Origin of the sequence: Actinomadura sp. 21ATH (genome assembly GCF_041951345.1) — a bacterium.
Classification (GTDB): domain Bacteria; phylum Actinomycetota; class Actinomycetes; order Streptosporangiales; family Streptosporangiaceae; genus Spirillospora.
The window spans coordinates 107,956-128,930 of the sequence record NZ_JBGNUR010000015.1; the positions used below are offsets into that span (position 1 = coordinate 107,956).

At 72.9% G+C, this 20,975-nt stretch carries 21 protein-coding genes; 11 read left to right on the top strand and 10 right to left on the bottom strand.

Going from position 1 to position 20,975, the window contains the following annotated elements:
* The first annotated feature begins 44 nt into the window (after positions 1-44).
* The gene (locus tag ACA361_RS32660) at positions 45-1,208 is read left to right on the top strand and encodes a sensor histidine kinase (RefSeq protein ID WP_375018450.1); all 1,164 of its coding nucleotides are present in this window, start codon (positions 45-47) and stop codon (positions 1,206-1,208) included.
* Positions 1,209-1,360: 152 nt separating this feature from the next.
* On the top strand, positions 1,361-2,023 hold the full coding sequence (locus tag ACA361_RS32665) for a response regulator (RefSeq protein ID WP_375018577.1): 663 nt from the start codon (positions 1,361-1,363) through the stop codon (positions 2,021-2,023).
* A gap of 540 nt (positions 2,024-2,563) precedes the next feature.
* Here the strand turns inward: ACA361_RS32665 and ACA361_RS32670 are convergent.
* Positions 2,564-3,457 carry a TIGR03620 family F420-dependent LLM class oxidoreductase gene (locus ACA361_RS32670; protein WP_375018452.1) on the bottom strand — a complete coding sequence of 298 codons (894 nt, stop codon included), beginning with the start codon at positions 3,455-3,457 and terminating at the stop codon, positions 2,564-2,566.
* Positions 3,458-3,556: 99 nt separating this feature from the next.
* Here ACA361_RS32670 and ACA361_RS32675 point away from each other — a divergent pair, with 99 nt between their 5' ends.
* Entirely contained in the window at positions 3,557-4,240 is a 684-nt protein-coding gene (locus ACA361_RS32675; RefSeq protein ID WP_375018454.1) for a TetR/AcrR family transcriptional regulator, read from the top strand.
* 33 nt (positions 4,241-4,273) lie between these two features.
* Entirely contained in the window at positions 4,274-4,855 is a 582-nt protein-coding gene (locus ACA361_RS32680) for a DUF4291 domain-containing protein (RefSeq protein WP_375018456.1), read from the top strand.
* A gap of 264 nt (positions 4,856-5,119) precedes the next feature.
* Here the strand turns inward: ACA361_RS32680 and ACA361_RS32685 are convergent, their stop codons facing one another.
* On the bottom strand, positions 5,120-5,482 hold the full coding sequence (locus ACA361_RS32685; protein ID WP_375018458.1) for a hypothetical protein: 363 nt from the start codon (positions 5,480-5,482) through the stop codon (positions 5,120-5,122).
* Between the two features lie 63 nt (positions 5,483-5,545).
* Between ACA361_RS32685 and ACA361_RS32690 the strand changes: the two genes are divergently transcribed.
* Complete coding sequence (locus ACA361_RS32690; RefSeq protein ID WP_375018460.1) at positions 5,546-6,922, top strand: MFS transporter; 1,377 nt, start codon at positions 5,546-5,548, stop codon at positions 6,920-6,922.
* A gap of 37 nt (positions 6,923-6,959) precedes the next feature.
* On the opposite strand, the gene ACA361_RS32695 is transcribed toward ACA361_RS32690, so the two are convergent.
* The 4 genes from ACA361_RS32695 to ACA361_RS32710 form a co-directional block, all read right to left on the bottom strand.
* A complete protein-coding gene (locus tag ACA361_RS32695; RefSeq protein ID WP_375018461.1) occupies positions 6,960-7,865 on the bottom strand; it encodes a hypothetical protein in 906 nt (301 codons plus the stop codon).
* Positions 7,866-8,053: 188 nt separating this feature from the next.
* Positions 8,054-9,337, bottom strand: coding sequence for a citrate synthase (locus tag ACA361_RS32700; RefSeq protein WP_375018463.1), 1,284 nt, complete (start codon positions 9,335-9,337; stop codon positions 8,054-8,056).
* Between the two features lie 151 nt (positions 9,338-9,488).
* Positions 9,489-10,337, bottom strand: coding sequence for a serine/threonine-protein kinase (locus ACA361_RS32705; protein ID WP_375018465.1), 849 nt, complete (start codon positions 10,335-10,337; stop codon positions 9,489-9,491).
* A 98-nt stretch (positions 10,338-10,435) separates the two neighbouring features.
* A complete protein-coding gene (locus tag ACA361_RS32710) occupies positions 10,436-11,356 on the bottom strand; it encodes an aldo/keto reductase (protein WP_375018467.1) in 921 nt (306 codons plus the stop codon).
* 104 nt (positions 11,357-11,460) lie between these two features.
* Between ACA361_RS32710 and ACA361_RS32715 the strand changes: the two genes are divergently transcribed.
* Positions 11,461-12,228, top strand: a complete 768-nt coding sequence (locus ACA361_RS32715) for a hypothetical protein (protein WP_375018469.1) — start codon at positions 11,461-11,463, stop codon at positions 12,226-12,228.
* A gap of 460 nt (positions 12,229-12,688) precedes the next feature.
* On the opposite strand, the gene ACA361_RS32720 is transcribed toward ACA361_RS32715, so the two are convergent.
* Complete coding sequence (locus tag ACA361_RS32720) at positions 12,689-13,858, bottom strand: hypothetical protein (protein WP_375018471.1); 1,170 nt, start codon at positions 13,856-13,858, stop codon at positions 12,689-12,691.
* A 443-nt stretch (positions 13,859-14,301) separates the two neighbouring features.
* On the opposite strand from ACA361_RS32720, the gene ACA361_RS32725 reads away from it, so the two are divergent.
* Entirely contained in the window at positions 14,302-15,087 is a 786-nt protein-coding gene (locus ACA361_RS32725; RefSeq protein ID WP_375018473.1) for a DUF4184 family protein, read from the top strand.
* On the opposite strand, the gene ACA361_RS32730 is transcribed toward ACA361_RS32725, so the two are convergent.
* Complete coding sequence (locus ACA361_RS32730; protein WP_375018474.1) at positions 15,063-15,245, bottom strand: hypothetical protein; 183 nt, start codon at positions 15,243-15,245, stop codon at positions 15,063-15,065. The two genes, ACA361_RS32725 and ACA361_RS32730, sit on opposite strands and share 25 nt — an antisense overlap.
* A gap of 297 nt (positions 15,246-15,542) precedes the next feature.
* Between ACA361_RS32730 and ACA361_RS32735 the strand changes: the two genes are divergently transcribed.
* From ACA361_RS32735 to ACA361_RS32745, 3 genes are all read left to right on the top strand, one after another.
* The gene (locus ACA361_RS32735; protein WP_375018476.1) at positions 15,543-16,430 is read left to right on the top strand and encodes a class II glutamine amidotransferase; all 888 of its coding nucleotides are present in this window, start codon (positions 15,543-15,545) and stop codon (positions 16,428-16,430) included.
* A gap of 108 nt (positions 16,431-16,538) precedes the next feature.
* On the top strand, positions 16,539-17,096 hold the full coding sequence (locus ACA361_RS32740; protein WP_375018478.1) for a DinB family protein: 558 nt from the start codon (positions 16,539-16,541) through the stop codon (positions 17,094-17,096).
* 336 nt (positions 17,097-17,432) lie between these two features.
* Positions 17,433-17,645: a helix-turn-helix domain-containing protein gene (locus tag ACA361_RS32745; protein WP_366620391.1), complete on the top strand. Its 213-nt coding sequence runs from the start codon at positions 17,433-17,435 to the stop codon at positions 17,643-17,645.
* A gap of 36 nt (positions 17,646-17,681) precedes the next feature.
* Here the strand turns inward: ACA361_RS32745 and ACA361_RS32750 are convergent, their stop codons facing one another.
* Together ACA361_RS32750 and ACA361_RS32755 are read right to left on the bottom strand one after the other, a co-directional pair.
* Positions 17,682-18,860, bottom strand: a complete 1,179-nt coding sequence (locus tag ACA361_RS32750) for a DUF2786 domain-containing protein (RefSeq protein ID WP_375018480.1) — start codon at positions 18,858-18,860, stop codon at positions 17,682-17,684.
* 78 nt (positions 18,861-18,938) lie between these two features.
* Entirely contained in the window at positions 18,939-19,202 is a 264-nt protein-coding gene (locus ACA361_RS32755; protein ID WP_366620387.1) for a hypothetical protein, read from the bottom strand.
* A 227-nt stretch (positions 19,203-19,429) separates the two neighbouring features.
* Here ACA361_RS32755 and ACA361_RS32760 point away from each other — a divergent pair, with 227 nt between their 5' ends.
* A complete protein-coding gene (locus tag ACA361_RS32760; protein WP_375018482.1) occupies positions 19,430-20,953 on the top strand; it encodes a long-chain-fatty-acid--CoA ligase in 1,524 nt (507 codons plus the stop codon).
* The last annotated feature ends 22 nt before the right edge of the window (positions 20,954-20,975 follow it).

Genomic DNA, 20,975 nt, shown 5'->3' on the forward strand with positions numbered 1-20,975 from the left:
CCGGCCGGAGGCGAGCCCGCGCCGGCCCCGCTACCGTCGACCGGGTGAACGACCCCGAGCTGCCCTCATTCCTGGTCCGGCGGCTCAGCGCGCGCCGGCTGGCGATCCTGGACGCCGTCGCCGCCGGGCTCTACACGATGGTGATGTCGGCCCAGCTCAGCCTGCACGGGGGCGGGCCGGTCGAGGTCCTGGTGCTGGCGCTGACCGGGCCGCCGCTGGCCTTCCGGCGGCGGTGGCCGCGCGCCGTCCTCGCCCTGGTGCTCGCGATGTCGCTGGCCGCGTTCGCCCTCGGCATGCCCCGCGACGCTTTCACCGCGGCCGCGTACGCCCTGTACCCCGTCGCACTCGCCCGTCCCCGCAGCCGCTGGATCCCCACCTCCCTGATCGGCACGGTCAGCGGGATCGTGCTGGTCGCGAGCCCCGCGGCCGGGCCGCGCGACCCGGCCTCGGCCGGCGCCGGCGGGGTGCTGCTCGGCCTGGCGCTCATGGGCGGCTCCTGGACCCTCGGCCGCGCCATGCGCGAGCGCCGCGAGCACGCCGCGGCGGCGGCGCGGCGGCTGGCCGACCGCGCGGTCACCGACGAGCGGCTGCGCATCGCCCGCGAGCTGCACGACGTGGTCGCGCACAGCATGAGCCTCATCGCGGTCAAGGCCGGCGTCGCCGTCCACGTCGCCGAGGCCCGTCCCCAGGAGGCCCTCGACGCGCTGCACGTCATCGAGGACACCAGCCGCGGCGCGCTCACCGAGATGCGCCGCCTCCTGGGCGTCCTGCGCGAGAACGGGGAGGGTGGCGGGGAAGCCGACCTCCTGCCCGTCCCGGGCATCGCCGGCCTGGCCGAGCTGGTGGACCGCGCCGCCCTCGCCGGCGTCCGGGTCGACCTGGACGTCCGGGTGGGGGAGCTGCCGGAGGGCATGGCGCTCGCCGTGCACCGGATCGTCCAGGAGTCGCTGACCAACATCGTCAAGCACGCCGCCCCCGCCACCGGCCGCGTCGTGATCGTCCAGGACGACCGCGAGGTGCGCGTCGAGGTGACCGACGACGGGCCCGGCGCGCGGGTGCTGCCCGGCGGCGCCGGCCCGGCCGGGCACGGGCTGATCGGCATGCGCGAGCGCGCGATGATGTACGGCGGAGAGCTCACCGCCGGCCCCCGCCGCGAGGGCGGCTTCGCGGTCTCCGCCCGCCTGCCGTACGACCGAGGAACCCCGTGACCGACCCCGCCCCTGTGCCCGATCCCGCACGAGCGCCTGCCCCCGATCCTGCCCGAGCGCCTGCCCCCGAAGCTGCCCGCGGCACCGCCGCTCGTGATGCTGCCCGCGGCACCGCCGCTCGTGATGCCGCTCGTGACGCCGCGCCCGCTCCCATCCGCGTCCTGATCGCCGACGATCAGGCGCTGCTGCGCGGCAGCCTGCGCGTCCTGCTCGAGACCAGCCCCGGCTTCGCGGTCGCGGGCGAGGCCGGCGACGGCGCCGAGGCCGTCGAGCTGGCCGCCAGCACCGCGCCCGACGTGATCCTGATGGACGTCCGGATGCCGGAGATGGACGGCATCGAGGCCACCCGCCGCGTCTGCGCGGCCGACCCCGCCGTCCGGGTGCTCATCCTGACCACGTTCGACCTGGACGCCTACGTGTACGCGGCGCTGCGGGCCGGCGCCAGCGGCTTCCTGCTGAAGGACACCGTCCCAGCGGACCTGCTGGCCGCCGTCCGGGTGATCGCCTCCGGCGAGGCGCTGCTGGCGCCGACGGTCACCCGCCGCCTCATCGCCGAGTTCGCCGGCCGGCCCGAGACCGCGCACCGCCCGTCCCACGGGCTCGACGGCGTCACCGGCCGCGAGCGCGAGGTCCTCGCCCTCGTCGCCCGCGGCCTGTCCAACACCGAGCTGGCCGAGCACCTGCACCTGAGCGTCGCGACCGTGAAGACCCACATCGGCAGCCTCCTCGCCAAGCTGCACGCCCGCGACCGCGCGCAACTGGTCATGGTCGCCTACGAGTCCGGCCTGGTCCGCCCCCGAACCTCCGACCACTAGCTGCCTGCCGCTGCGTCGACTCGTGGCGTGTCCGCTCTTCGCGCGTCCGTGCGAAGGATGACACGCCACGAGTCAACCCCTCGAACGCCCCAGCGCCCCAGCGGCCTGAGGGTCCAGGGACCCGGAGCCCCGGCAGCCCGGCAGCCCGGCCCAAAGGCCCGGCAGCCCGGGGCCTGGGGCCCGGAGGCCGGGGCCCGGAACCCCGGTGGCCCGTAGCCCCGGAGCCCTGGAAGTCCAGCGGCCCGGCGGCCCGGAGCATCGGCGGTCTGGAAGTCCGGAGGGCCGGACGCCCGGAACCTCGGCGGCCCACCGGCCCGGGGCCTGGGGCCCGGAACCTGGCGGCCCGTAGCCCCGGCGGCCCGTAGGCCCGGAGCCCCGAAGGCCTGGAGCCCCGAAGGCCCGGAGCCCCGGCAGCCCAGCGGCCCGGCAGCCCAGCGGCCCGGCGGTCGGGGGGCGAAGGCTCGGAGGGCCGGAGGCTCGGCGGTCCGGAGGGCTAGAGGCTGGCGGTCTGGGGGGCCCGGGGGCCAGCGGTTGGGGTGGTCAGCGGGCCATTAGCGCGGGGGCCAGGCGTTCCAGCAGGTCGGCGGTCGAACGCAGGTCGGGGGCCAGCACGCTCACGGCGACATGGTCGGCGCCGGCGCCCCGGTGCTCCTGCATCCGGTCGGCGATGGCCTTCTCGTCGCCCCACGCGAAGCGCAGGTCGATGAGCGGGTCGCTCTTGAGGTCGTCGTCGCCGTACCCGAGCCCGCGCAGCGCCCGGTCGTACGGGGAGCCGGGCAGGTCCAGGAGCCCGGAAGCACGGACGATGCCGCGCGCCGTGGCCGGATCGGTCTCCGGGATCGCGAGCTGCATGACGACCAGCAGCTTGTCCGGGCCGAGGATCTCGCGGGCGCGCCGGGTGTGCTCGACCGGCATCGCCGCCGGCAGCGCGCCGTCGGCCCGGTCACGGGCCAGCTCCAGCATCTTCGGGCCGAGCGCGCCCAGCAGCCGCGGGAACGGCACGGGCGGCCGCGGCGCCATGTCGGCGGACTCGTCCATCCGGTCCAGGTAGTCGCGCATCTTCTGGAGCGGCCGCTCCCAGCGCAGGCCCGCCTGCTCGACCATGCTCCCCATGCTCACGCCGGCGCACAGCGCGAGCCGCCCGGGGTAGGCGTCCGCGAGGACCGCCGCGCCGCCCTGCATGGCCGCCGGGTGGCGGGCCCACACGTTGGCGACGCCGGACCCCACCATGATCCGTTCCGTGGCCGCCAGGAGGACGCCCATCTGCGCGAACGACTCGCGGCCGCCGATCGCCTCGTTGATCCAGACCGATCCGTACCCGGCGTCCTCAACCCGCCGTACGGTCTCGCGCCACTCCGCGGCCGGAGCGACCGGGACCATCAGCCCCGCCCCGACCGAGCCGCTCAGTTGCCGCCTGGTCTCTTCCACCACCATGGTCGCTCCCTCGATAGAATCGGAACGCTTGCCCCGTTTCCGGACCATACCGGAACGCGCGCCCCGTTTGTCAACGAGTCAGCGAGAAGAGGGATCCCGGTGGCCGACCAACTGCGCGCCGACGCCCGGCGCAACCGCGAGCGCGTCCTGGCCGCGGCCCAGGAGGCGTTCGCGGAGGCGGGCCTGCTGGTGCCCCTGGACGAGATCGCCCGCCGCGCCGGTGTCGGCGCGGGGACCGTCTACCGCCACTTCGCCACCAAGGAGGCCCTTTTCCAAGAGGTCGTGGCGGACCGCATCCAGCACATCATCGCGGAGGCGCGCTCCCGTTCCGCCGACGCCGACGCAGGTCGGGCCTTCTACGGCTTCTTCGCCTGGGTCGTGGAACGCGCCTCGTTCAACCACGCGGTCTGCGACGCGCTGGAGATGGAGGAGGGGATCGGGGTGTTCCGCGACCAGTGCTCGGAGGCCGACTTCAACGACGCCTTCGCCGTCCTGCTGCGCCGGGCCCAGGACGCGGGAGCGGTGCGTACGGACGTCGACTTCGACGACGTCCGCACGCTGATGGCCGGCTGCGTGGGCATGGAGCGCCGCCGCCGCGTCCCGGGCCGGATGGTGGCCCTCGCCTGCGACGCCATCCGCCCTTCCGTAACGGAACCCGAGCGACGTAACGAAACTTGCGAGATATGTAACGCGCCGTTGAAGCCCGCCACGACGGGCCGCCCCGCCCGCTACTGCGGCTCCGCGTGCCGCCAGAAGGCCCACCGCCGCCGGAAAACCGGTTGAACCCGGGGCGCGCCGCCCGCCATGGTGAGCCCGATGCGAACCATCCGCGCCGAATTCGACCGCCGTTCGATCACGGTCTACCAGGCGTTCCGTCCGGAGATCGGCGTGCCCGCCGTCGAGCACGGCCGCTTCGTCCCCCCGTTCTCCCGCGACCGGATGACCTGGATCAAGCCCTCGTTCCTGTGGCTCATGGCCCGCAGCAACTGGGCCCGCAAGCCCGGCCAGGAGATGGTCCTCGCCGTGCGGATCACCCGTACCGGCTGGGAGGAGGCCCTCGCCGAGGCCGTCCCCACCGACCCCGACCCCCGGCTCTTCGCCTCCGGTGAGGAGTGGCGTGCCGCGTTCGCCAAGTCCCGCGTCCATGTCCAGTGGGACCCGGAGCGCTCCCTGCGCGGCCGGAAGCTGGAGGAGCGCAGCATCCAGCTCGGCCTGAGCCGCCACATCATCGACCGCTACGTCGATGACTGGACCCTGGGAATCGAGGACCGCACCCCTGCGGTCCGCAAGATTCACCGCCTCCTTCAGGAAGGCAAGACCGTCCAGGCCAGGCGTCTGCTGCCGGGCGAACGTCCCTACCCCCTGCCAGCACCACTGGCCGCCCGCCTAGCCACCTGACCCCTCGCCCCGACACCAACTCCTGCGCCCCGCGCCGCCGGAATGCACGGCCCCGCGCCGGGTCGAGTCCTCTCGTCTCCTCTCCTCTCGACTCGTCCTCAAGGCGACTTGAGACAGGAGAAGGCGACTTGGGGCACGAGTCTGGACGGTGTCCGCAGCCGTTCGCGGCCGGCGGGCGTGCGTTGGCGTCGAGGCCCGCGCGGCACTGGAGACGGACGTCTTGAAGGTCTGACCATTGCTGCGGGCGTCGTTCTGCAGGCGGTGCTAGCGGTCGGTCGGGCTTGGGCTCGCGGGTGAGGGGAGGGTGAGGACCAGTCGGTGGGTGAAGCCGCCGCGGGCTTTCGCCTTGGCGGCGCGACGGCTTTCCAGGTCTTCGGGGGTGAGGTCGTGGAGGGCGGCCAGGGCGTGGAGGACCTCCAGGATGTCGGCCAGCTCGGACGGGTCGCCTGAGTCCGTGTACTCGCCGGCCTCCTCGTGCAGCTTGGCGCGCAGGAGCGCGGCGTATTCGGCGTGGTCGGCGACGCGGGTGGCGGGCTCGCGGCCGGTCGAGCGGATGATGTCCGGAATGCGGTCGCGGACGAGCTTTTCGCGTGCCGGGAGTTCGTTGTCCACGGATTCGTTGTCCACGAGGACGACGTTAGTCACGGTGACGGTCTTCCGCCGAACGGGTGTAACAGGTTCTAATAGCGCATGGTCACCGCCTCCCTGCCCCGCTCGGTGCGCGTCGGTTACGGTCTCGGCTCGTTCTGCTCCGGAACGTTCGGGACCGTTCCAGGGCTGCTGCTCCTCTACTACATGACGAACTCCCTGGGGGTGCCCGCCGGTCTGGCGGGACTGGCGGTGTTCCTGCCCAAGGCGTGGGACATCGTCATCAACCCGTACGTGGGGCGGCTGTCCGATCGCACGGTGTCGCGGTTCGGCCCCCGGCGGCCGTGGCTGCTGGCGGGCGCGCTCCTGCTACCGCCGGCGTTCGCGCTGACGTTCGCGGGCAGCCCCGTGCGCGGCGGTGCGGCGGCGCTGTACGTCGGCCTGTGCTTCTTCCTCGCGGCGACGGCGTACGCGCTGTTCGAGGTGCCCTACAAGGCGATGCCCGCGGAGATGACCGACGACTACCACGAGCAGTCGTCGCTGCTGACGTGGCGGATGGGTTTCCTCGGGCTGGCGATCCTCCTCTCCGGCGGGCTGGCCCCCGCGCTGGTCAACATGGAGGGCGGCGAACCGTCGTTCGCCGGGTACCGGACGATGGGACTGGTCATCGGCGCGGTGCTGCTGGTGGCGATGGCGGCGACGTTCTTCGGCACGGCACGGGCGCCCCGCATCGAACGCGCCGCACCCGAGCACGGCACCATCCGCGAGCAGCTCGCCGCGGCGCGCGGGAACCGCCCGTTCATGCTGCTGCTGGCGATCGGCGCGACGCAGATGTTCGCCGTGGGGATCATGCTGGCCGGTTCGCCCTATTTCGCCTCCTACATCGTCGGGGACACCGGTGCGATCACGACGCTGTTCCTCGCGCTGATCGGGCCCATGCTGGTGCTGATGCCCGCCTGGGTGCGGGTGTCGCGCAAGTACGACAAGCGCGCGAGCATGGTGGCGGCGAGCCTGCTGTTCCTGGTCGCCGGGGCGGGGCTGGCCCTGACGCCGACGCTCGGGTCGGCGTACGCCCACGCGTGCGTCATGGTGATGGGCGTCGGGTACGCGGGCCTGCAGCTCCTCCAGTTCTCGATGCTGGCCGACACGCTCGTCTACGACGAGCTCAGCTCGGGCAAGCGGCGCGCGGGAACGTTCACCGGACTCTGGACCGGCGTCGAGACCCTCCTGATGGCGCTCGGCGCCCTGGTCCTGGGCTGGGTGCTAGACATGGCGGGCTTCATCTCGTCGGAGCCGGACGAGCCGGTCACCCAGCCCGACGGCGCGCTCGACGCGATCGTGTACGGCGGCGCCCTGATCCCCGCGGCGTTCATGGGTCTCGCCATCGTCTGCACGCTGAAGTACGACCTGACCGCCGAGCGCTTGAACGCCCTGCGGGCCTCCCGCACCGCACCGACGGCCACCCCGGAACCTCTCTGACCCGGCCCCCGGCCGGAGTCGCCCGCCACGGTGCCCTCTAGTCGTCCGCGCCGCAGGTGAGGAGGTCGTAGAGGACGGGCGGAAGCTCGTCCCACAGCCACTCGTTGAGGGTGCCCGGGAACTCCTCGGGCGCACCCACGCGGATCAGCCGGGGGCTGAACGGCGTGAGGCGCACGACGACCGGATCGTCCGTCCAGGCGGGGGAGGCGGCGCCCCAGAAGGCGGCGAAGTCGGCGCCGGTGAGCGGCAGGTCGCGGGCGAACGTGCGGGGGCCGGCGCGCTCGCCCATGGGCAGCAGGCGCTGCGCCGTCGTGCGGATGACGTTGAGCGCCGCCAGGTCGTGCGGGCAGGCGACCCCCGCCATCTGCAGCTCGGGCAGCCCGAGCCGGGTCAGGCCGCGCGTGGTGAACCCGACGCAGGCGCAGCCGTCGACGTCGTCCTCGGACGCCTTGCAGCGGCCGCCGGCGCGGAGGTTCTGGAGCCAGGCGCCGAGCCAGCCGTCCGCCAGCCGGAAGCGGGTGTCCGCGCGGGAGCGGGCGGGCAGGATCTGCCCGGTGTCCACGTCGACCGGGACGGCGTCGAGGTGCTCGGCGATCGCGCCCGCCACCGCGCGGGCCAGCTGGTGGCCGAACGGGCGGTCGCCGGACGCCGCCACGGCCTGGACGCCGATGTGGTGCGCGGCCCCGAGCGCCCGGTCCTCCAGGCCGGGGTCATCGTCGTCGGTGACGCGGGTGGCGTGGCCGATGTTCCACGGGGAGTAGGCCGCGGGATAGGAGGCGATCCTCAGCCGCGGGGTGCCGAGCCGTTCCACCGCGGCGGCCGCGAACGGCGCGGGGAGCCGGCGCAGGGCGGCGAGCGGTGGGTCGCCGGGCGCGCGTTCGGTGGCGACGACGAAGGACGAGACGGTCTGCTCGGGAACGGTGATGCGGATGGACTCGGACACGTGGCGCCTCCTCGGGCCGTTGCCGGACGACTGGCATCCAGCCTGGTCCGGGGCCCTGACCCGCGGAAGTGGAACCCGGTTCTGTGGAAAACCCGGGCGGTCCGCACCGTGAAACGGTCAGGGCCGGGCGATGGTGTCGAGACCATCGCCCGGCCCTGCGGGACGCCTGCCCTGCCAGGAGGCTCGGCTCAGCGCGAGCCCAGGTCGACGTAGTGCCGCTCGCCGGGGCCCACGTAGACCTGGCGCGGCCGCCCGATCTTGGTGGCGGGGTCGTTCATCATCTCGCGCCACTGGGCGATCCACCCGGGCAGCCGGCCCAGGGCGAACAGCACGGTGAAGGCGTTGGTGGGGAACCCCATCGCCTTGTAGATGACGCCGGTGTAGAAGTCGACGTTCGGGTAGAGCTTGCGCTCGATGAAGTAGTCGTCGTTGAGGGCGACGTCCTCCAGCTGCATCGCCAGGTCGAGCAGCGGGTCGGGCTTGCCGAGCGTCTCCAGCACGCTGCGGGTGGCCTTCTTGACCACCGCGGCGCGCGGGTCGTAGTTGCGGTAGACGCGGTGACCGAAGCCCATCAGCTTGACGCCGGGCTCCTTGCGCTTGACCCGCTCCACGAACGACTTGATGTCGCTGCCGTTCTCGTGGATCTCCTCGAGCATCTCCAGCACGGCCTGGTTGGCGCCGCCGTGCAGGGGGCCGAACAGCGCGTCCACGCCCGCCGAGATGGAGGAGAACAGGTTGGCGTGGCTGGAGCCCACGAGCCGCACGGTCGACGTCGAGCAGTTCTGCTCGTGGTCGGCGTGCAGGATGAACAGCATGTCGAGGATCCGCACGATCTCGGGGTCGACCTCGTACGGCTGGGTCGGCAGCCCGAACGTCATCCGCATGAAGTTCTCGACGTAGCCGAGGGAGTTGTCCGGGTACAGCAGCGGCTGCCCGATCGAGGTCTTGTACGCGTACGCCGCGATCGTGGGCAGCTTGGCGATGAGCCGCACGCTGGACCGGTCGACCTGCTCGGCGTCGAACGGGTCCAGGCTGTCCTGGTAGAAGGTCGACAGGGCGCTGACGGCCGACGACAGCACCGCCATCGGGTGGGCGCGCCGCGGGAACGCCGAGAAGAACGCCCGGAACTTCTCGTCCAGCAGCGTGTGGTTGCGCACGCTGTCGCTGAACGACCAGAGCTGCTCCGCGGTGGGGAGCTCGCCGTAGATCAGCAGATAGGCGACCTCCAGGAAGGATGACTTCTCCGCCAGCTCGTCGATCGGGTAGCCGCGGTAGCGCAGGATCCCCGCGTCACCGTCGATGTAGGTGATCTCCGATGTGGTGGACGCGGTGTTGGTGAAGCCAGTGTCGAGGGTGACCTGACCGGTCTCCTTCATCAGGTTGCCGATGCGCAGCCCCGATGGGCCCTCGGTCGCCTGAGTCACCTCGAGTGGCAGTCGCCCGCCCGCGTGGTTGAGCTCGAAATCGGACATACTCTCTCTCGCTCCCAACTCCGTCCACACCTGCGTAGACGTTCCGTTCATCATCGTATCCACGCGATCATGCGGCTTGATCCCCGGCCTGCCTGCAAGTTGACGGTGATGTTGACGGGGAACCGCGCGGTACGGCCTCCCGCGGGACCTCCTAAGGGGACGGCAGGACGGCGGTGACTTGGGTCACCGTCTCCTGGTTCTCGCCGATGAGGGACGCCACATCCGTAGGCAGCCACTCCTCGCCGTAGTGCGCGTCCAGCAGCGTGGACAGCGCCGTCAGTACCTGGTCAGGGGAGGGACGGTCCACCGCCTCCTTGGAGAGACAGCGGGTGACGAGCCCCCGCATGGGGGCCGGCAGGCCGGACAGGTCGGGTTCGCCGTACACGATCCGTCCCCGTACCTTGCGGTCCGCGCCGAACGGCGCCGCGCCGACCGCCGCGTACACGAGCGTCGCCCCCAGGGAGAAGACGTCGCTCTGGGGCGTGATGCCCTCCCCGAGCGCCTGCTCGGGCGACATGTACGCGGGCGTGCCCAGGATCTGCGAGCGCGACAGCGGCACGGCGTCCAGCGGGCGGGCGATGCCGAAATCGATGACCCGCGGCCCGTCGGCGGCCAGCAGGACGTTCGACGGCTTCAGATCCCGGTGGACGATCCCCGCCCGGTGGATCGCGATGAGCGCCTCGGCCAGGCCGGCGCCGAGCCGGCACGCGGCCTGCTCCGGCAGCGGGCCCCGCTCGGCCACCGCCGCGGAGAGGCTGACGCCGTTGATGTACTGCGTGGCCAGCCACGGGTTCGCCGCGTCCGGATCGGCGTCCACCACCGGCGCCGTGTAGAAGCCGCTGACCGACTGCGCCGAGGCGACCTCCCGGCGGAAGCGCTCCCGCCAGTGCGGATCGCCCACCAGCTCCGACCTGATCACCTTGACGGCCACCAGCCGGCGGCTCGGCGAGCTGGCCAGGAACACCTTCCCCATGCCGCCCTCGCCCAGTTTGGCGGCCACCCGGTAAGGCCCGATGGTCTGGGGGGCGTCAGGGGGCAGAGGCTGCATGGGCACCGATTCCGATCACGACGGGTGGGCCGTCCTATGATCCCACGGCGTCACGTCCAGGGGAGAGCGGCACGTTGCTCCCAGTAGCGCTCGGGCGGAACGGCCAAGGAGGGCAGCGCACCTTCCTCCAGGACGACGTCCAGCGCCGCCAGGTTGGACCGCAGCTGGCCGGTGCTGACCGCCCCGATCAGAACGGTGTCCGCCCACGGCTGCCGCAGCACGGACGCGAGAGCCACCGCGTCCGTCCCCACCCCCTGGCCGTCCGCGGCCCGCTGCACGGACCCGGGAGCCTGGACGGCGAGCCTGCCGTTGGCGAGGGCCTCCTTCACCAGCACGTGGACGCCGTTCTCGTGCGCTTCGCGCAGCGCCTCACCTACCGAAGGCTCCAGAACGTTCCAGGTGGACTGGACCGTGCTGAACAGCCGCCGCCCCTCCACCTCCAGTTCCAGGGCCTTCCTGACGGTCTCGCCTTGACGCGGCCCTGAAGTGGAGAACCCGACCCGTACCCCGTCGGCCGCCACCTCCGCGAGCGCCGCCTGCAGCGCCCCGTCCCCGAACAGCGGGCTGTCCGTCGTCAGCGAGTGCACCTGGTAGACGTCCGGCCTCAGGAACCGCCGCGTCTCCGCGTACTGCTCGCGGAACCGCCGCAGGCTGTGCTCCTTGACCTCGTGCACCTCGGCGTCCATCCGCCACCCGCCGACGTACGCGTACCCCCACTTGCTGGACACGGTGACGTCCTCGTGCCCGCGCTCGGCCAGCCAGCCGCCCAGGAACTCCTCGGACCTCCCGTACGACCGCGCCGCGTCCACCCAGCGCACCCCGGCCGCGTACGCCGCGTCCAGGACGCTCCACGTCGCCTTCCGGAGATCCTCCACCCCGCGCCGCGCCGGCAGGCCCTCCGCCCGGCCGACATTGATGTACGCCGGCCGGCCCAGCGCCGCCAGCCCCAACCCCAGACGTCCCACACTCATCCCCCAACTCTCGCACGCGGGTTTTCCACAGAATCGCCTTCTACTGTCCTCGTCACTCGGCGTCGGCGACGCTTGCAATCCGTGACCGTCCCAATGGAGGGCCGATGCGAACCACGAACCCCCGCGCCGACCTGGGCTTCCGCCAGCTGGCCGGAGCCCTCGGGCTCACCACCTGGCAGCTGCGGCTGGCCCTCGACCACGGCCTCGTCCCGGCCTCGGACGCCGGCGGCCGGTGGCCGGCCGGCACGCCCGAGCGGTGCCGCGACAAGGCCCAGATCATCGAAGCCTTCGGCGAGGAGCCGCCGATCGGCGCGGGCAAGGCCGCCGCCCGGCTCGCCCTGCGGCTCGCCCTCGACGTCGACCGCGCCGACATCGAGGTGCTCGTCGCCCGCGGCGACCTCACCGTCATCGGACGCTACCGGCAGCACCCCATCTACCTGCTCCGGGACCTGGACGCGCTCGACGCCGCCCGCGTCCGCGACGTCGTGGCCACCCGGAAGGGCCCGCTCCTCGACAGCGTCGACGCCAAGGGCGCCGCCCTCGTCCTGGGCTGGCCGAAGGGCCTCTTCGACCGCGTCGCCGCCGAGTACTCCCTGCCCGCCGACCAGCTCGGCCGCTACCACCTGGCGGACGTCCGCGCCCTGGCGGCCGACGGCGACCTCGCCGCCCGCGCCCGCGCCGACCAGCGCCACCGAGCCCTGACCCGGGCCCGCCGCAAGGAGGAACACCACGAGGACGTCCTGCGCAACTGGATGCTGCGCTGCACCGCCTACCTGGACCGGGCCGCCGACGATCCGCCCGATCCGGCCACCGCCACCCGCACCCTGCGAGCACTCAGAACCGTCCGCGCCACCCCACTTGATCACCCGTGATTCCGGAGAACCGCCCGCGAGCGGCGGGCCGCTGGAGGGGAGCGGCCCGACGCATCGCGCCGGAACGCCACCGGAACCGTCCGCTGATCTCCAAATGATGCCCGCAGGCCATGCCAGAGAGCGCCCGCAGCAAGCACCGCCACGCCCCCACACGTCCAAGACGACCGAAGGACGAACCGCCGCTGCCGCTGACCGAGTTTCCACGGGACCGGCTGCGCAAGGAGAGCTGGGCGCTGCTGGTGTCAGCGGCCGTCGTCGCCTGCCTGCTGCCGTTCTCCGGAAACGCGTATCCGCTGGTCAAGGCGGTCGTTCTGCTGCTGGCCCCGCTGGTCGCGTTCACGATCATTAGAGGTGGCGGCGTCAAGGCGCGGGCGATCGCCGCGCCCGCCGCGCCCGCCGCCTGGATCGCACCTCTAAGCGGTGCTCAGGGAAATCCTCTGCTCGGACAGGCGGGGAGCGGTCAGCGGCGCTTGGAGCGAGACTTGCGAGTGGGGGGTGCCTCCGGCGTCGGAACGATGGTCGCGTGGAGGCGGTCGCGGGCCTCCGTACGGGACATCGCGGGAAGGCGCGGGGGCAGGACGTCGGCCAGGGCGGGCGGGGCGTCCGGCAGGCCCTCCTCGTCCACCGCGACACGGTCGCGCGGCCAGTCGCCCAGGAGCACGGCGTTGAGCTGGCCGGGATGGCGGGCCAGCAGCCGCTCGATCCGCGCGGCCTCCTGGCCGCAGTCCGCGACCAGGAACAGGCGGCGACGCGAGCGCGCGACCGCCGTGTCGCGGCGGATGGCGAGCTCGGTCTCCAGGTAGGCGAGCGCGGCGTCGAGGTTGCCCGGGATGAACAGACCCGGGCCGGTGTCGTCGAGCAGGTCGTCCTCGGCGAGCCCGAACAGCGCGCCCGCGTCGGGCCGGGGGACCACGACGAGCGCGGTGTCGCCGCAGCCCTCCAGAGCGGCCAGCGCGACCACGCGCGCCGAGGCCGTGGCGCCCGGGCCGGTGAAGGCCAGCAGCGGCGCGGCGAACGGGTCGATCGAGGGCCGGTACACGGGCGGCGCCGGCTGCTCGGCCGGCGGCGGGCCCGGCACCGGGAACGGCGGCCCGGCCACGGCGTAGAAGCGATGGCGCATCGGGTAGCCGATCGCGACGGCCGCCGGCAGCAGCAGGCCGAGCAGCAGCAGCGGCGGGAGCGAGCCCGCCGCCGCGGACTCCCGCGCGAGATCGCGGGTCGCGGTGGCCGTCGGGACGGCCGGCGCCGGAAGGAGCGTGGCGGGCGGGCTGGACGCGACCGGACGCGGGGAGGAGCGCTCGGCGGTCTCGCGCGGGACGGCGGGCCGGGTCGGCGGCGACTTGCGGCTGGGATGCCGCTCCCGCGGGCGCAACTCCAGCCCGGCGCGGCGATCCTGGTGGTACATCGCGCGCCATGCTTCCTTGCATTTGCGCCACATGTGGCCGTCGCCGGTGCGCATGGCCAGCCGGCAGTCGGCGGGGAGGGTACGGCGCGGCCGCGGTTCGTCGGCCTGGACGGGGACGGCCATGGCGAACGAGGCGGCGCCGGCCATGGCCATACAACCCAGCAGTCCGCACGCGCAGCGGACGACTCCACGGGTGGAGCCGGTGCGGCCGAGGTCTGCCAGCAAGCGCTTCATTGTCGCCCCGGGGGGTAGCGGGTGGTCGGCGTCAGGTAGCCGATCATAGTGAGTTCGGCTACGGAGCGTTGACATTTGGTCACAGTTCTTGGTCTTGCCGTACATGCCCCCGCGACCAAGCGGCCATAAGGGATGAGCCACCCGCACCTGCCCGCACGCCCACACCCGCGCTCACCCGCAGCGGCCCCTCTCGCCCGCACACCGCTCGCTCGCCCGCTCCTGACTCCCTCCGGCCCGCCGCTCACCACCCTCCGGGCTGCCTGCCGTTCGCCCGCCTGCGCGGCCGCTCACCGTTCGCCCGCTCGTCCGGCCGTTCGCTGCCCGTGGGCCGCCTGCTGGGGAGTGGGGTCGGCGGTCTTGGAGGGGGAGTGGGCCTGTCTTCGCTACGCTCCAGGCCGAGGCGGTCGGTGGTTGCGATAGGGAAGGCGGGTCGGGTGCCCTTTACTCTCAGCCATCCTGCCGCCGTGATCCCGCTCGCTCGCGGGCGCATGGTGCCCTCGGCGCTCGTCGCGGGCTCTATGGCGCCGGACGTGCCGTACTTCTTCGGGATGGGGGATCTGCGGGGCGCCACCCATGATCCGGTGGGCATCGTCACGGTCGACCTCGTGCTGGGCATCGGGCTGTTCGCCGCGTTCCACCTGCTCTGGAAGCGGCCGCTGGCCGCGCTGGCCCCCGAGCCTGCACGGCGGCTGCTGAGCGGTCCGCTGCGCGGTCCGCGTCCCTCGATGCTGGTGTGGGTGCCGCCGTCGGTGCTGGCCGGGACGGTGACGCACGTGTTCTGGGACGCGTTCACGCACCGTTATCACGGGTTCGCGGACCTCATGCCCTGGCTGGTGACGACGTCGTTCGCGGGCATGGAGCTGTACCGGTGGCTGCAGTACGGGAGCGGTGCCGCAGGTCTCGTGGTCATCGCCTGGTGGCTGCACCGGTGGGCGCGCACGGCGCCCGCCGACCCCGAGCCGCCGGCGGGGCTGCCGGCGCGGGCGGCGCTCGGGGTGGGCGGGGCGCTGCTGTCCTGCGCGGCCGCGGGCGGCGTGCTGGGGGCGGTGCTCCTGTTCAACCAGCCGGACCTGCCGCGCACCTCGCACATGACTCTCGCGAGCGGGGTCATCGGAACGATCTGCGGCGGCGTCATCGCGCTGACCCTGTACGGCGCGGCTTTCACACTCCGGGAACGCCGCCGGGCGGGGCCGCGTCAGCGGAAGAGCGAGCCGGCGTAGGCGGCGCCGATCCCGAGGTACACCTCGGTCAGGGCGTCGGGCTTCCGCGCGTTCTCGATGGGTTTGAGGGTCTTCCAGGACTCGGTGGTGGGCTCACGGGCGTGGGCCTCTTCTCGGTCGCGGGGCTTTTCTCGTGCCGCGCATGAGGAATTACCCATCCGGGACATGAATTCGTTCCAGTTCGCCCTCTTTGGGTAGAGAGATGTCCTCCGCTCGCGCTCCCCGGGGAACGGACGACATGCCACATCGACCGAGACCGGCCGTCGGCGAGAAAGTGCCGGACAGTCGAGCAATGCGCACGGTAAAATCATGGTCACCCGCAGTCATCTCCCGCGGTGTCGTGTCGCGGCATGCCCAAACAGCTGACCATTCTCTGCGGCCGCGGCCGGCGATCCCTCCGCCGCGGCTCTCGCGCCGGGGCGGACACGCACGACCGACAAATGAAAGGTAACGGCATGTGCCGATTGTTCGGTATGAGCACCGGCGGTCCCCGGGTCCGGGCCTCGCACTGGTTGATGGACGCGCCCGAATGCCTGCGCGCGCAGAGCCACCGGATGCCGCACGGCGCGGGGCTGGGCTGGTTCTCGCTCGGCGCGGAGCCGGTGCGCGACCGGGCGCCGCTCGCCGCGTTCGAGAGCCCCGACTTCGCCCTCCACGCGCGCAACGTCGTGTCGCACACCTTCGTGTCCCACGTCCGTGACGCCTCCGTCGGCGGGCTGACGGTGCACAACTGCCACCCGTTCGTCATGAACGACCGGCTTTTCGCCCACAACGGCGTGGTCAAGGGCCTTTCGACGCTCGGTTCGTGGCTGACGGAGGTCGACCGCGCCCACGTGTCGGGCGAGACCGACTCCGAGCTGGTGTTCGCCTACATCACCGCCGAGATCCGCCGCGCGGGCGACACCACCGAGGGACTCGTCCGGGCGGTCGGCCGGATCGGTGCCGAGCTGCCGGTGTTCTCGTTGAACCTCCTCATCGCCGAGGCGGGGCGCCTGTGGGCATTGCGCCATCCCGACTCCAACGAGCTGTGGGTGCTGTCCCCCCGACACGGCGGCCGGAGCGGGCCGGAGGGCGGCGAGGCGGCCGAGCACGTCCCCGCGGTCGTCGTGGCGAGCGAGCCGATGGACGGCCAGCCCGGCTGGCGGCTGCTGGACCCGGGCGAGCTCCTGGTCGTGAACGGGCTCGAGGAGACGTCGCTGCACCCGTTCGAGCCGCCCCGCCACCGGCTGAGCCGGGATGACCTGTCGCTGCGGGAGGCCGCCTCGCAGGGCGTGGTCGTCCCTCCGCAGTCCGCCGAGGACCTGCCCGCCGCGGACGACGCGGCGGTGATCAGCGACCTCTGACGATCCGTACGGCGCCCGGGCGGCCTCCAGGCCCCCGGGCGCCGTACGGATCCGCGGCCCGGCGTAAAACCGCTGGCCGGAACCCTCGGCCGCTGAGAGGGTCTCCGGATGACCACGACACGCGCCGACCTGCTGATCCGCCAGCTCGACATCGCCTGGGCACTGTTCGAGTACCACCTTGAGGGCATCGACGACGACGCCTGCCTCTGGGAGCCCTCGCCGCACTGCTGGACGGTCCGCCCGGACGGGCAGGGCCGATGGACGGCCGACTGGGCCGACACCGAGCCGGACCCCGTCCCCGCCGTCACCATCGCCTGGGTGACCTGGCACATCGACTTCTGGTGGACGACCACGCTCGGCCACTGCTTCGGGTCCGGCGCCCCCGCCCGCGAAGAGATCACCTGGCCCGGCGGCATCGCGGCCGCGACCGCGCGTCTCCGCGCCCTGAACGACGAGTGGCGCGCCCGGCTCCGCGAACTCACCGACGCCGACCTCGACTCGACCGACCGGACCGCCGGCCTGCCCTGGGGCCAGGGCCTGACTCTCGGCGACGTCGCCGCCTGGCTCGGCGTCGAGCTCACCAAGAACGTCGCCGAGATCGGGCTCCTCCACAACCTCCACCGTCTCCACGCTCTCGACGGCCGTGACCGCGCCCTGGCCGGGTGACCGCCCGCGCGGGTGGCCGTGTGCGGCCGGTCCGGCGGCTGAGGTGGGGTCTTGGGCTCTTATCGGCAACCCCGATCGTTCAGAGAACGTCTGGTTCTTGGGGGAAGGAGAGGTACGTCGGGGGACGGGGGCTTTGACGCATGTCCACGGGTGGGTACGCCTGGTAACGACACGCCGTTCGCCGTGGAAAAGACCACCAGTGGCCGGTCTTGTGTCGTTTCGCGCGGCATCGGGGGCGGATTATTGGGGATTGTGTACGTTGGGTAGATCAACAGTGCCGTGAGCTGCGGGGACGATCGTTCCGTCCCGGCTCACGCGTCGATTGAGGAGGTAACCGTGGCCCGCACTCTGGCGAGGGGCACCCGTGTCACCGGTGCCGAGCGCACCCGGCTGGCGGCGGAGCTCGCCCCTCGGTACGCGGCAGGAGAGAGCATCCGTGACCTGGCCGCCGAGACCGGCCGGTCGTACGGATTCATCTACAACGTTCTCAAGGAGGCGGGGATCCCCTTGCGCGGGCGCGGTGGCAACACCCGCCGCAAGAAGGACTGAGGAGGCGTCCCCCCAAGGCTCCCTGGGGGGACGCGGTCAGCGGCCGGACACCTCGGACCGCGCGTTCAGGCTGGCCAGGTCGGCGGCCGCGCGTCCGGCGGCCCAGCCCTCGTGGTTGGAGACCGTACGGGCCCGGCCGCGGGACAGGTTCGGGAACAGTGCCTCGACAGCGTCGTCGACGGCCTGGTCGCGAGCGGCCAGAACGGGGACGAGGTCGCGCCCGCCGGACTCCGACTCCGAGGCGGCGCGCCCGGCCGCCTCGCGGAGCCGCTCGCCGACGCGGGCGGCGTAGGCGTTCAGGAACGCGTGGCGGAACGAGCGGGTACGGGAGCGCCCCGCGGCGTCGCGGCGCGGACCGGCGTTGACCATCGCCGTGGTCGCCTGGACCAGCAGCGAGGTGAAGAGCAGTTCGACCGCCGCGAGATCGGCGGGGAATCCCAGGACGGTGGAGAAGCCGAGTTCGCGGTGCCAGATCGCGCGGCAGCGGTTGGCGTCGGCGACGACGGTGAGCAGCGCCGCCTTGGGGCCGTCGTACGGGGTGTCGACGGCCAGGCGGCGGCCGGCCGGTTCGGAGACGGTGCCGAGGTCGGCGTCCAGCAGCGCGTGGTCGATGCTGTGCCGGGCCATCAGCTCCTGCGCCCGGGCGCTGAGCGCCTCGGCCTCCTCGGGGAACTCGGTGGACTCGGCCTTGGCGAGCAGGGCGCGGACCTTGCCCAGCATCCGCTGGTCGATCTCGGCGGGCGGGGTGTCGGGGACGGCCGCGCCGGGCGGCGGGCCGATCGTCGCCAGCCGGGGGAGGGCCAGGAGCAGGTCCAGGAGCTCGGTCGCGCAGGCCGCGAGGGCGTCCGGGCCGGCCTCCTCGGCCGCGCACCAGGCGCCCGCGTAGTCGCCGTCCCACCAGATCCGGGCGTCGATGGCGGTGAGCTGCGCGCGCCACTGCGGGCCGAGGGTCGCGTACCCGCGCGTCTCGGCCGCGATGGCGTCGACGACCAGCCGCTCGTGCCGCGGGGAGAGCCTGCGGGCGGTGTGCCGGACGAGGTCGGCGGGCTGCCAGCCGCGGCCCCAGGCGACCGTGATGGCACGCTGGAGCCGCGCCACGAGGAGCCCGTCCCGGGACGGCGGCTCCTCGGGCGGATCACCTGGCGGATTTCCCGGCGGGTTCTCGGGCGGCGCCGCGTCGCGGGTCTTCCGGTTCCACCATCGGGTCGCCCCCACCACCGTTCCCGCTCCCTTCCGCGCCGCGTGCCACTCGGCATCCTGCCACGCAGCGCACGGTGGTGGTGACCCGGTCCGTCAGGCGTCCCCGTGCAGCTCCTCGACGACGACGCTCTGGAAGTCGCGGGAGGTGTCCGGCACGTAGGTCAGCCGGGCCAGCGCCCGGCCGTCCCGGTCGCGGATCTCGAAGTGGTAGCCGCCCGCCGCGGCCTCGCCGATGTGCGCGACGGCCTGGTCATGGCGCAGCCGGCACATCGTGTCCACCTTCTCGAGCGCGACCTTGAGGCTGCCGGCGTCGCTGATGAGCCGGGCGGGTTCGCTCGTCTCCCAGATCTCGAACATGGGTCGCGTCCTGTCGGCGATAGGGGGTGGGGTCGCGGGGCTTTCAGGTGTGCAGGAAAGCCTGCGACGCTTTGGTGGATCTTTCAATCAAGGGAGATATCGGATTGATCACTATTCGGAGTCGGGCACGTCCGCACGGTGATGGGCGTACGGATCCTCTTACGGGACGCGCGGGCCGGTGGCTAGGGTTACCTGCCGTAACCGAATGACGTTCGGAGGGGTCGGAGTTGGACTACCGGGTGGTGTCGATCGTCCGTGACCACGCCCGCGAGCGCCCCGGAGCGCCCGCCGTGACCGGGGACGGCCGGACGGTCACGTACGCCGAACTGCACGAGCGGTCCAGCCGGGCCGCCCAGGCGCTGCTGGCCGCGGGGCTCGGCCCGGGCTCGCGCGCCGGGTACGTGGGCAAGAACGCCCCCGAGTTCTTCGACCTGCTCTTCGGCGCCGCCAAGATCGGCGCGGTGGCGACCCCGGTCAACTGGCGGCTGACGCCCGCCGAGATCGCCGCGATCATCGCCGACGCCGAGGCGCCGCTGACCGTGGTGGACGCCGAGTTCGCCGGCCTGGCCGCCGATCTGCCCGGCGAGGTCGTCGTGACCGGCGAGCCGTACGAGACCTGGCTGGCCGCGCACGCCCCCGAGGATCCCGGCCACACCGGCCGCCCGGACGACATCGTGGTGCAGCTCTACACGTCCGGGACGACCGGGACGCCCAAGGGCGTCCAGCTCAGCAACGCCAACTTCGCCATCGGCGAGCGGATGGCGCCGCGCTGGCGGCTGGACGCGTCGGCGGTGAGCCTGGTCCCGATGCCGCTGTTCCACATCGGCGGGACCGGCTGGGCGCTGGCCGGGCTGTACGCGGGATGCCGGCAGGTGCTGGTGCGCGACATCGACCCGGCGGCGCTGGTGGACACGTTCGAGCGCGAGCGGATCACCAACGCGTTCATCGTCCCGGCGGTGCTGCAGTTCATGTGCCAGGTGCCGGGCGCGGCCGAGCGCGACTTCTCGGCGCTGCGGGCGATCACGTACGGCGCGTCGCCGATCACCTCCGAGGTGCTGCGGCGCGCGCTGGAGACGTTCCGGGCGCCGCTGTTCCAGCTGTACGGGATGACGGAGACGACCGGGGCGATCGTCCAGCTGGAGCCCGAGGACCACGACCCGGCGGGCCCGCGCCGCCACCTGATGCGCTCGGCGGGCCGGCCGTACGACTGGGTGGAGATCAGGATCGCCGATCCGGCGACCGGCGCCGAGCGGGCGCCTGGGGAGACGGGCGAGGTGCTGATCCGGTCATCGCAGAACACCCCCGGCTACTGGAAGCGGCCCGCCGAGACCGAGCGGCTGCTGGCCGGGGACGGCTGGATCCGCACGGGCGACGCGGGGCACGTCGACGCAGAGGGCTACCTGTTCCTCACCGACCGGATCAAGGACATGATCGTCACCGGGGCGGAGAACGTGTACCCGATCGAGGTCGAGGAGGTGCTGGCCGGCCATCCGGACATCGCCGACGTGGCAGTGATCGGCGTTCCGGACGAGCGGTGGGGCGAGACCGTGAAGGCGGTCGTGGTCCTCGCGGAGGGCGCGTCGCTGAGCGCGGACGAGGTCCTCTCCTATGCGCGGGAGCGGCTGGCGGGCTTCAAGCGGCCGCGCTCGGTCGACTTCGTGGAGGCCCTGCCGCGCAACCCCAGCGGCAAGATCCTCAAGAAGGACCTGCGCGCGCCGTACTGGGAGGGCCTCGGCCGCACCATCGCCTGAGCCGGACGCGTCCGGGCCGGGG

What these genes read in the sequence shown, in the direction of transcription:
- ACA361_RS32735 (WP_375018476.1), top strand. Translation starts at nt 15,543, where the DNA reads ATGTGCCGATTGTTCGGTATGAGCACCGGCGGTCCCCGGGTCCGGGCC.
- ACA361_RS32740 (WP_375018478.1), top strand. Translation starts at nt 16,539, where the DNA reads ATGACCACGACACGCGCCGACCTGCTGATCCGCCAGCTCGACATCGCC.
- ACA361_RS32700 (WP_375018463.1), bottom strand. Translation starts at nt 9,337, where the DNA reads ATGTCCGATTTCGAGCTCAACCACGCGGGCGGGCGACTGCCACTCGAG.
- ACA361_RS32680 (WP_375018456.1), top strand. Translation starts at nt 4,274, where the DNA reads ATGCGAACCATCCGCGCCGAATTCGACCGCCGTTCGATCACGGTCTAC.
- ACA361_RS32710 (WP_375018467.1), bottom strand. Translation starts at nt 11,356, where the DNA reads ATGAGTGTGGGACGTCTGGGGTTGGGGCTGGCGGCGCTGGGCCGGCCG.
- ACA361_RS32730 (WP_375018474.1), bottom strand. Translation starts at nt 15,245, where the DNA reads ATGGGTAATTCCTCATGCGCGGCACGAGAAAAGCCCCGCGACCGAGAA.
- ACA361_RS32715 (WP_375018469.1), top strand. Translation starts at nt 11,461, where the DNA reads ATGCGAACCACGAACCCCCGCGCCGACCTGGGCTTCCGCCAGCTGGCC.
- ACA361_RS32755 (WP_366620387.1), bottom strand. Translation starts at nt 19,202, where the DNA reads ATGTTCGAGATCTGGGAGACGAGCGAACCCGCCCGGCTCATCAGCGAC.
- ACA361_RS32670 (WP_375018452.1), bottom strand. Translation starts at nt 3,457, where the DNA reads ATGGTGGTGGAAGAGACCAGGCGGCAACTGAGCGGCTCGGTCGGGGCG.
- ACA361_RS32690 (WP_375018460.1), top strand. Translation starts at nt 5,546, where the DNA reads ATGGTCACCGCCTCCCTGCCCCGCTCGGTGCGCGTCGGTTACGGTCTC.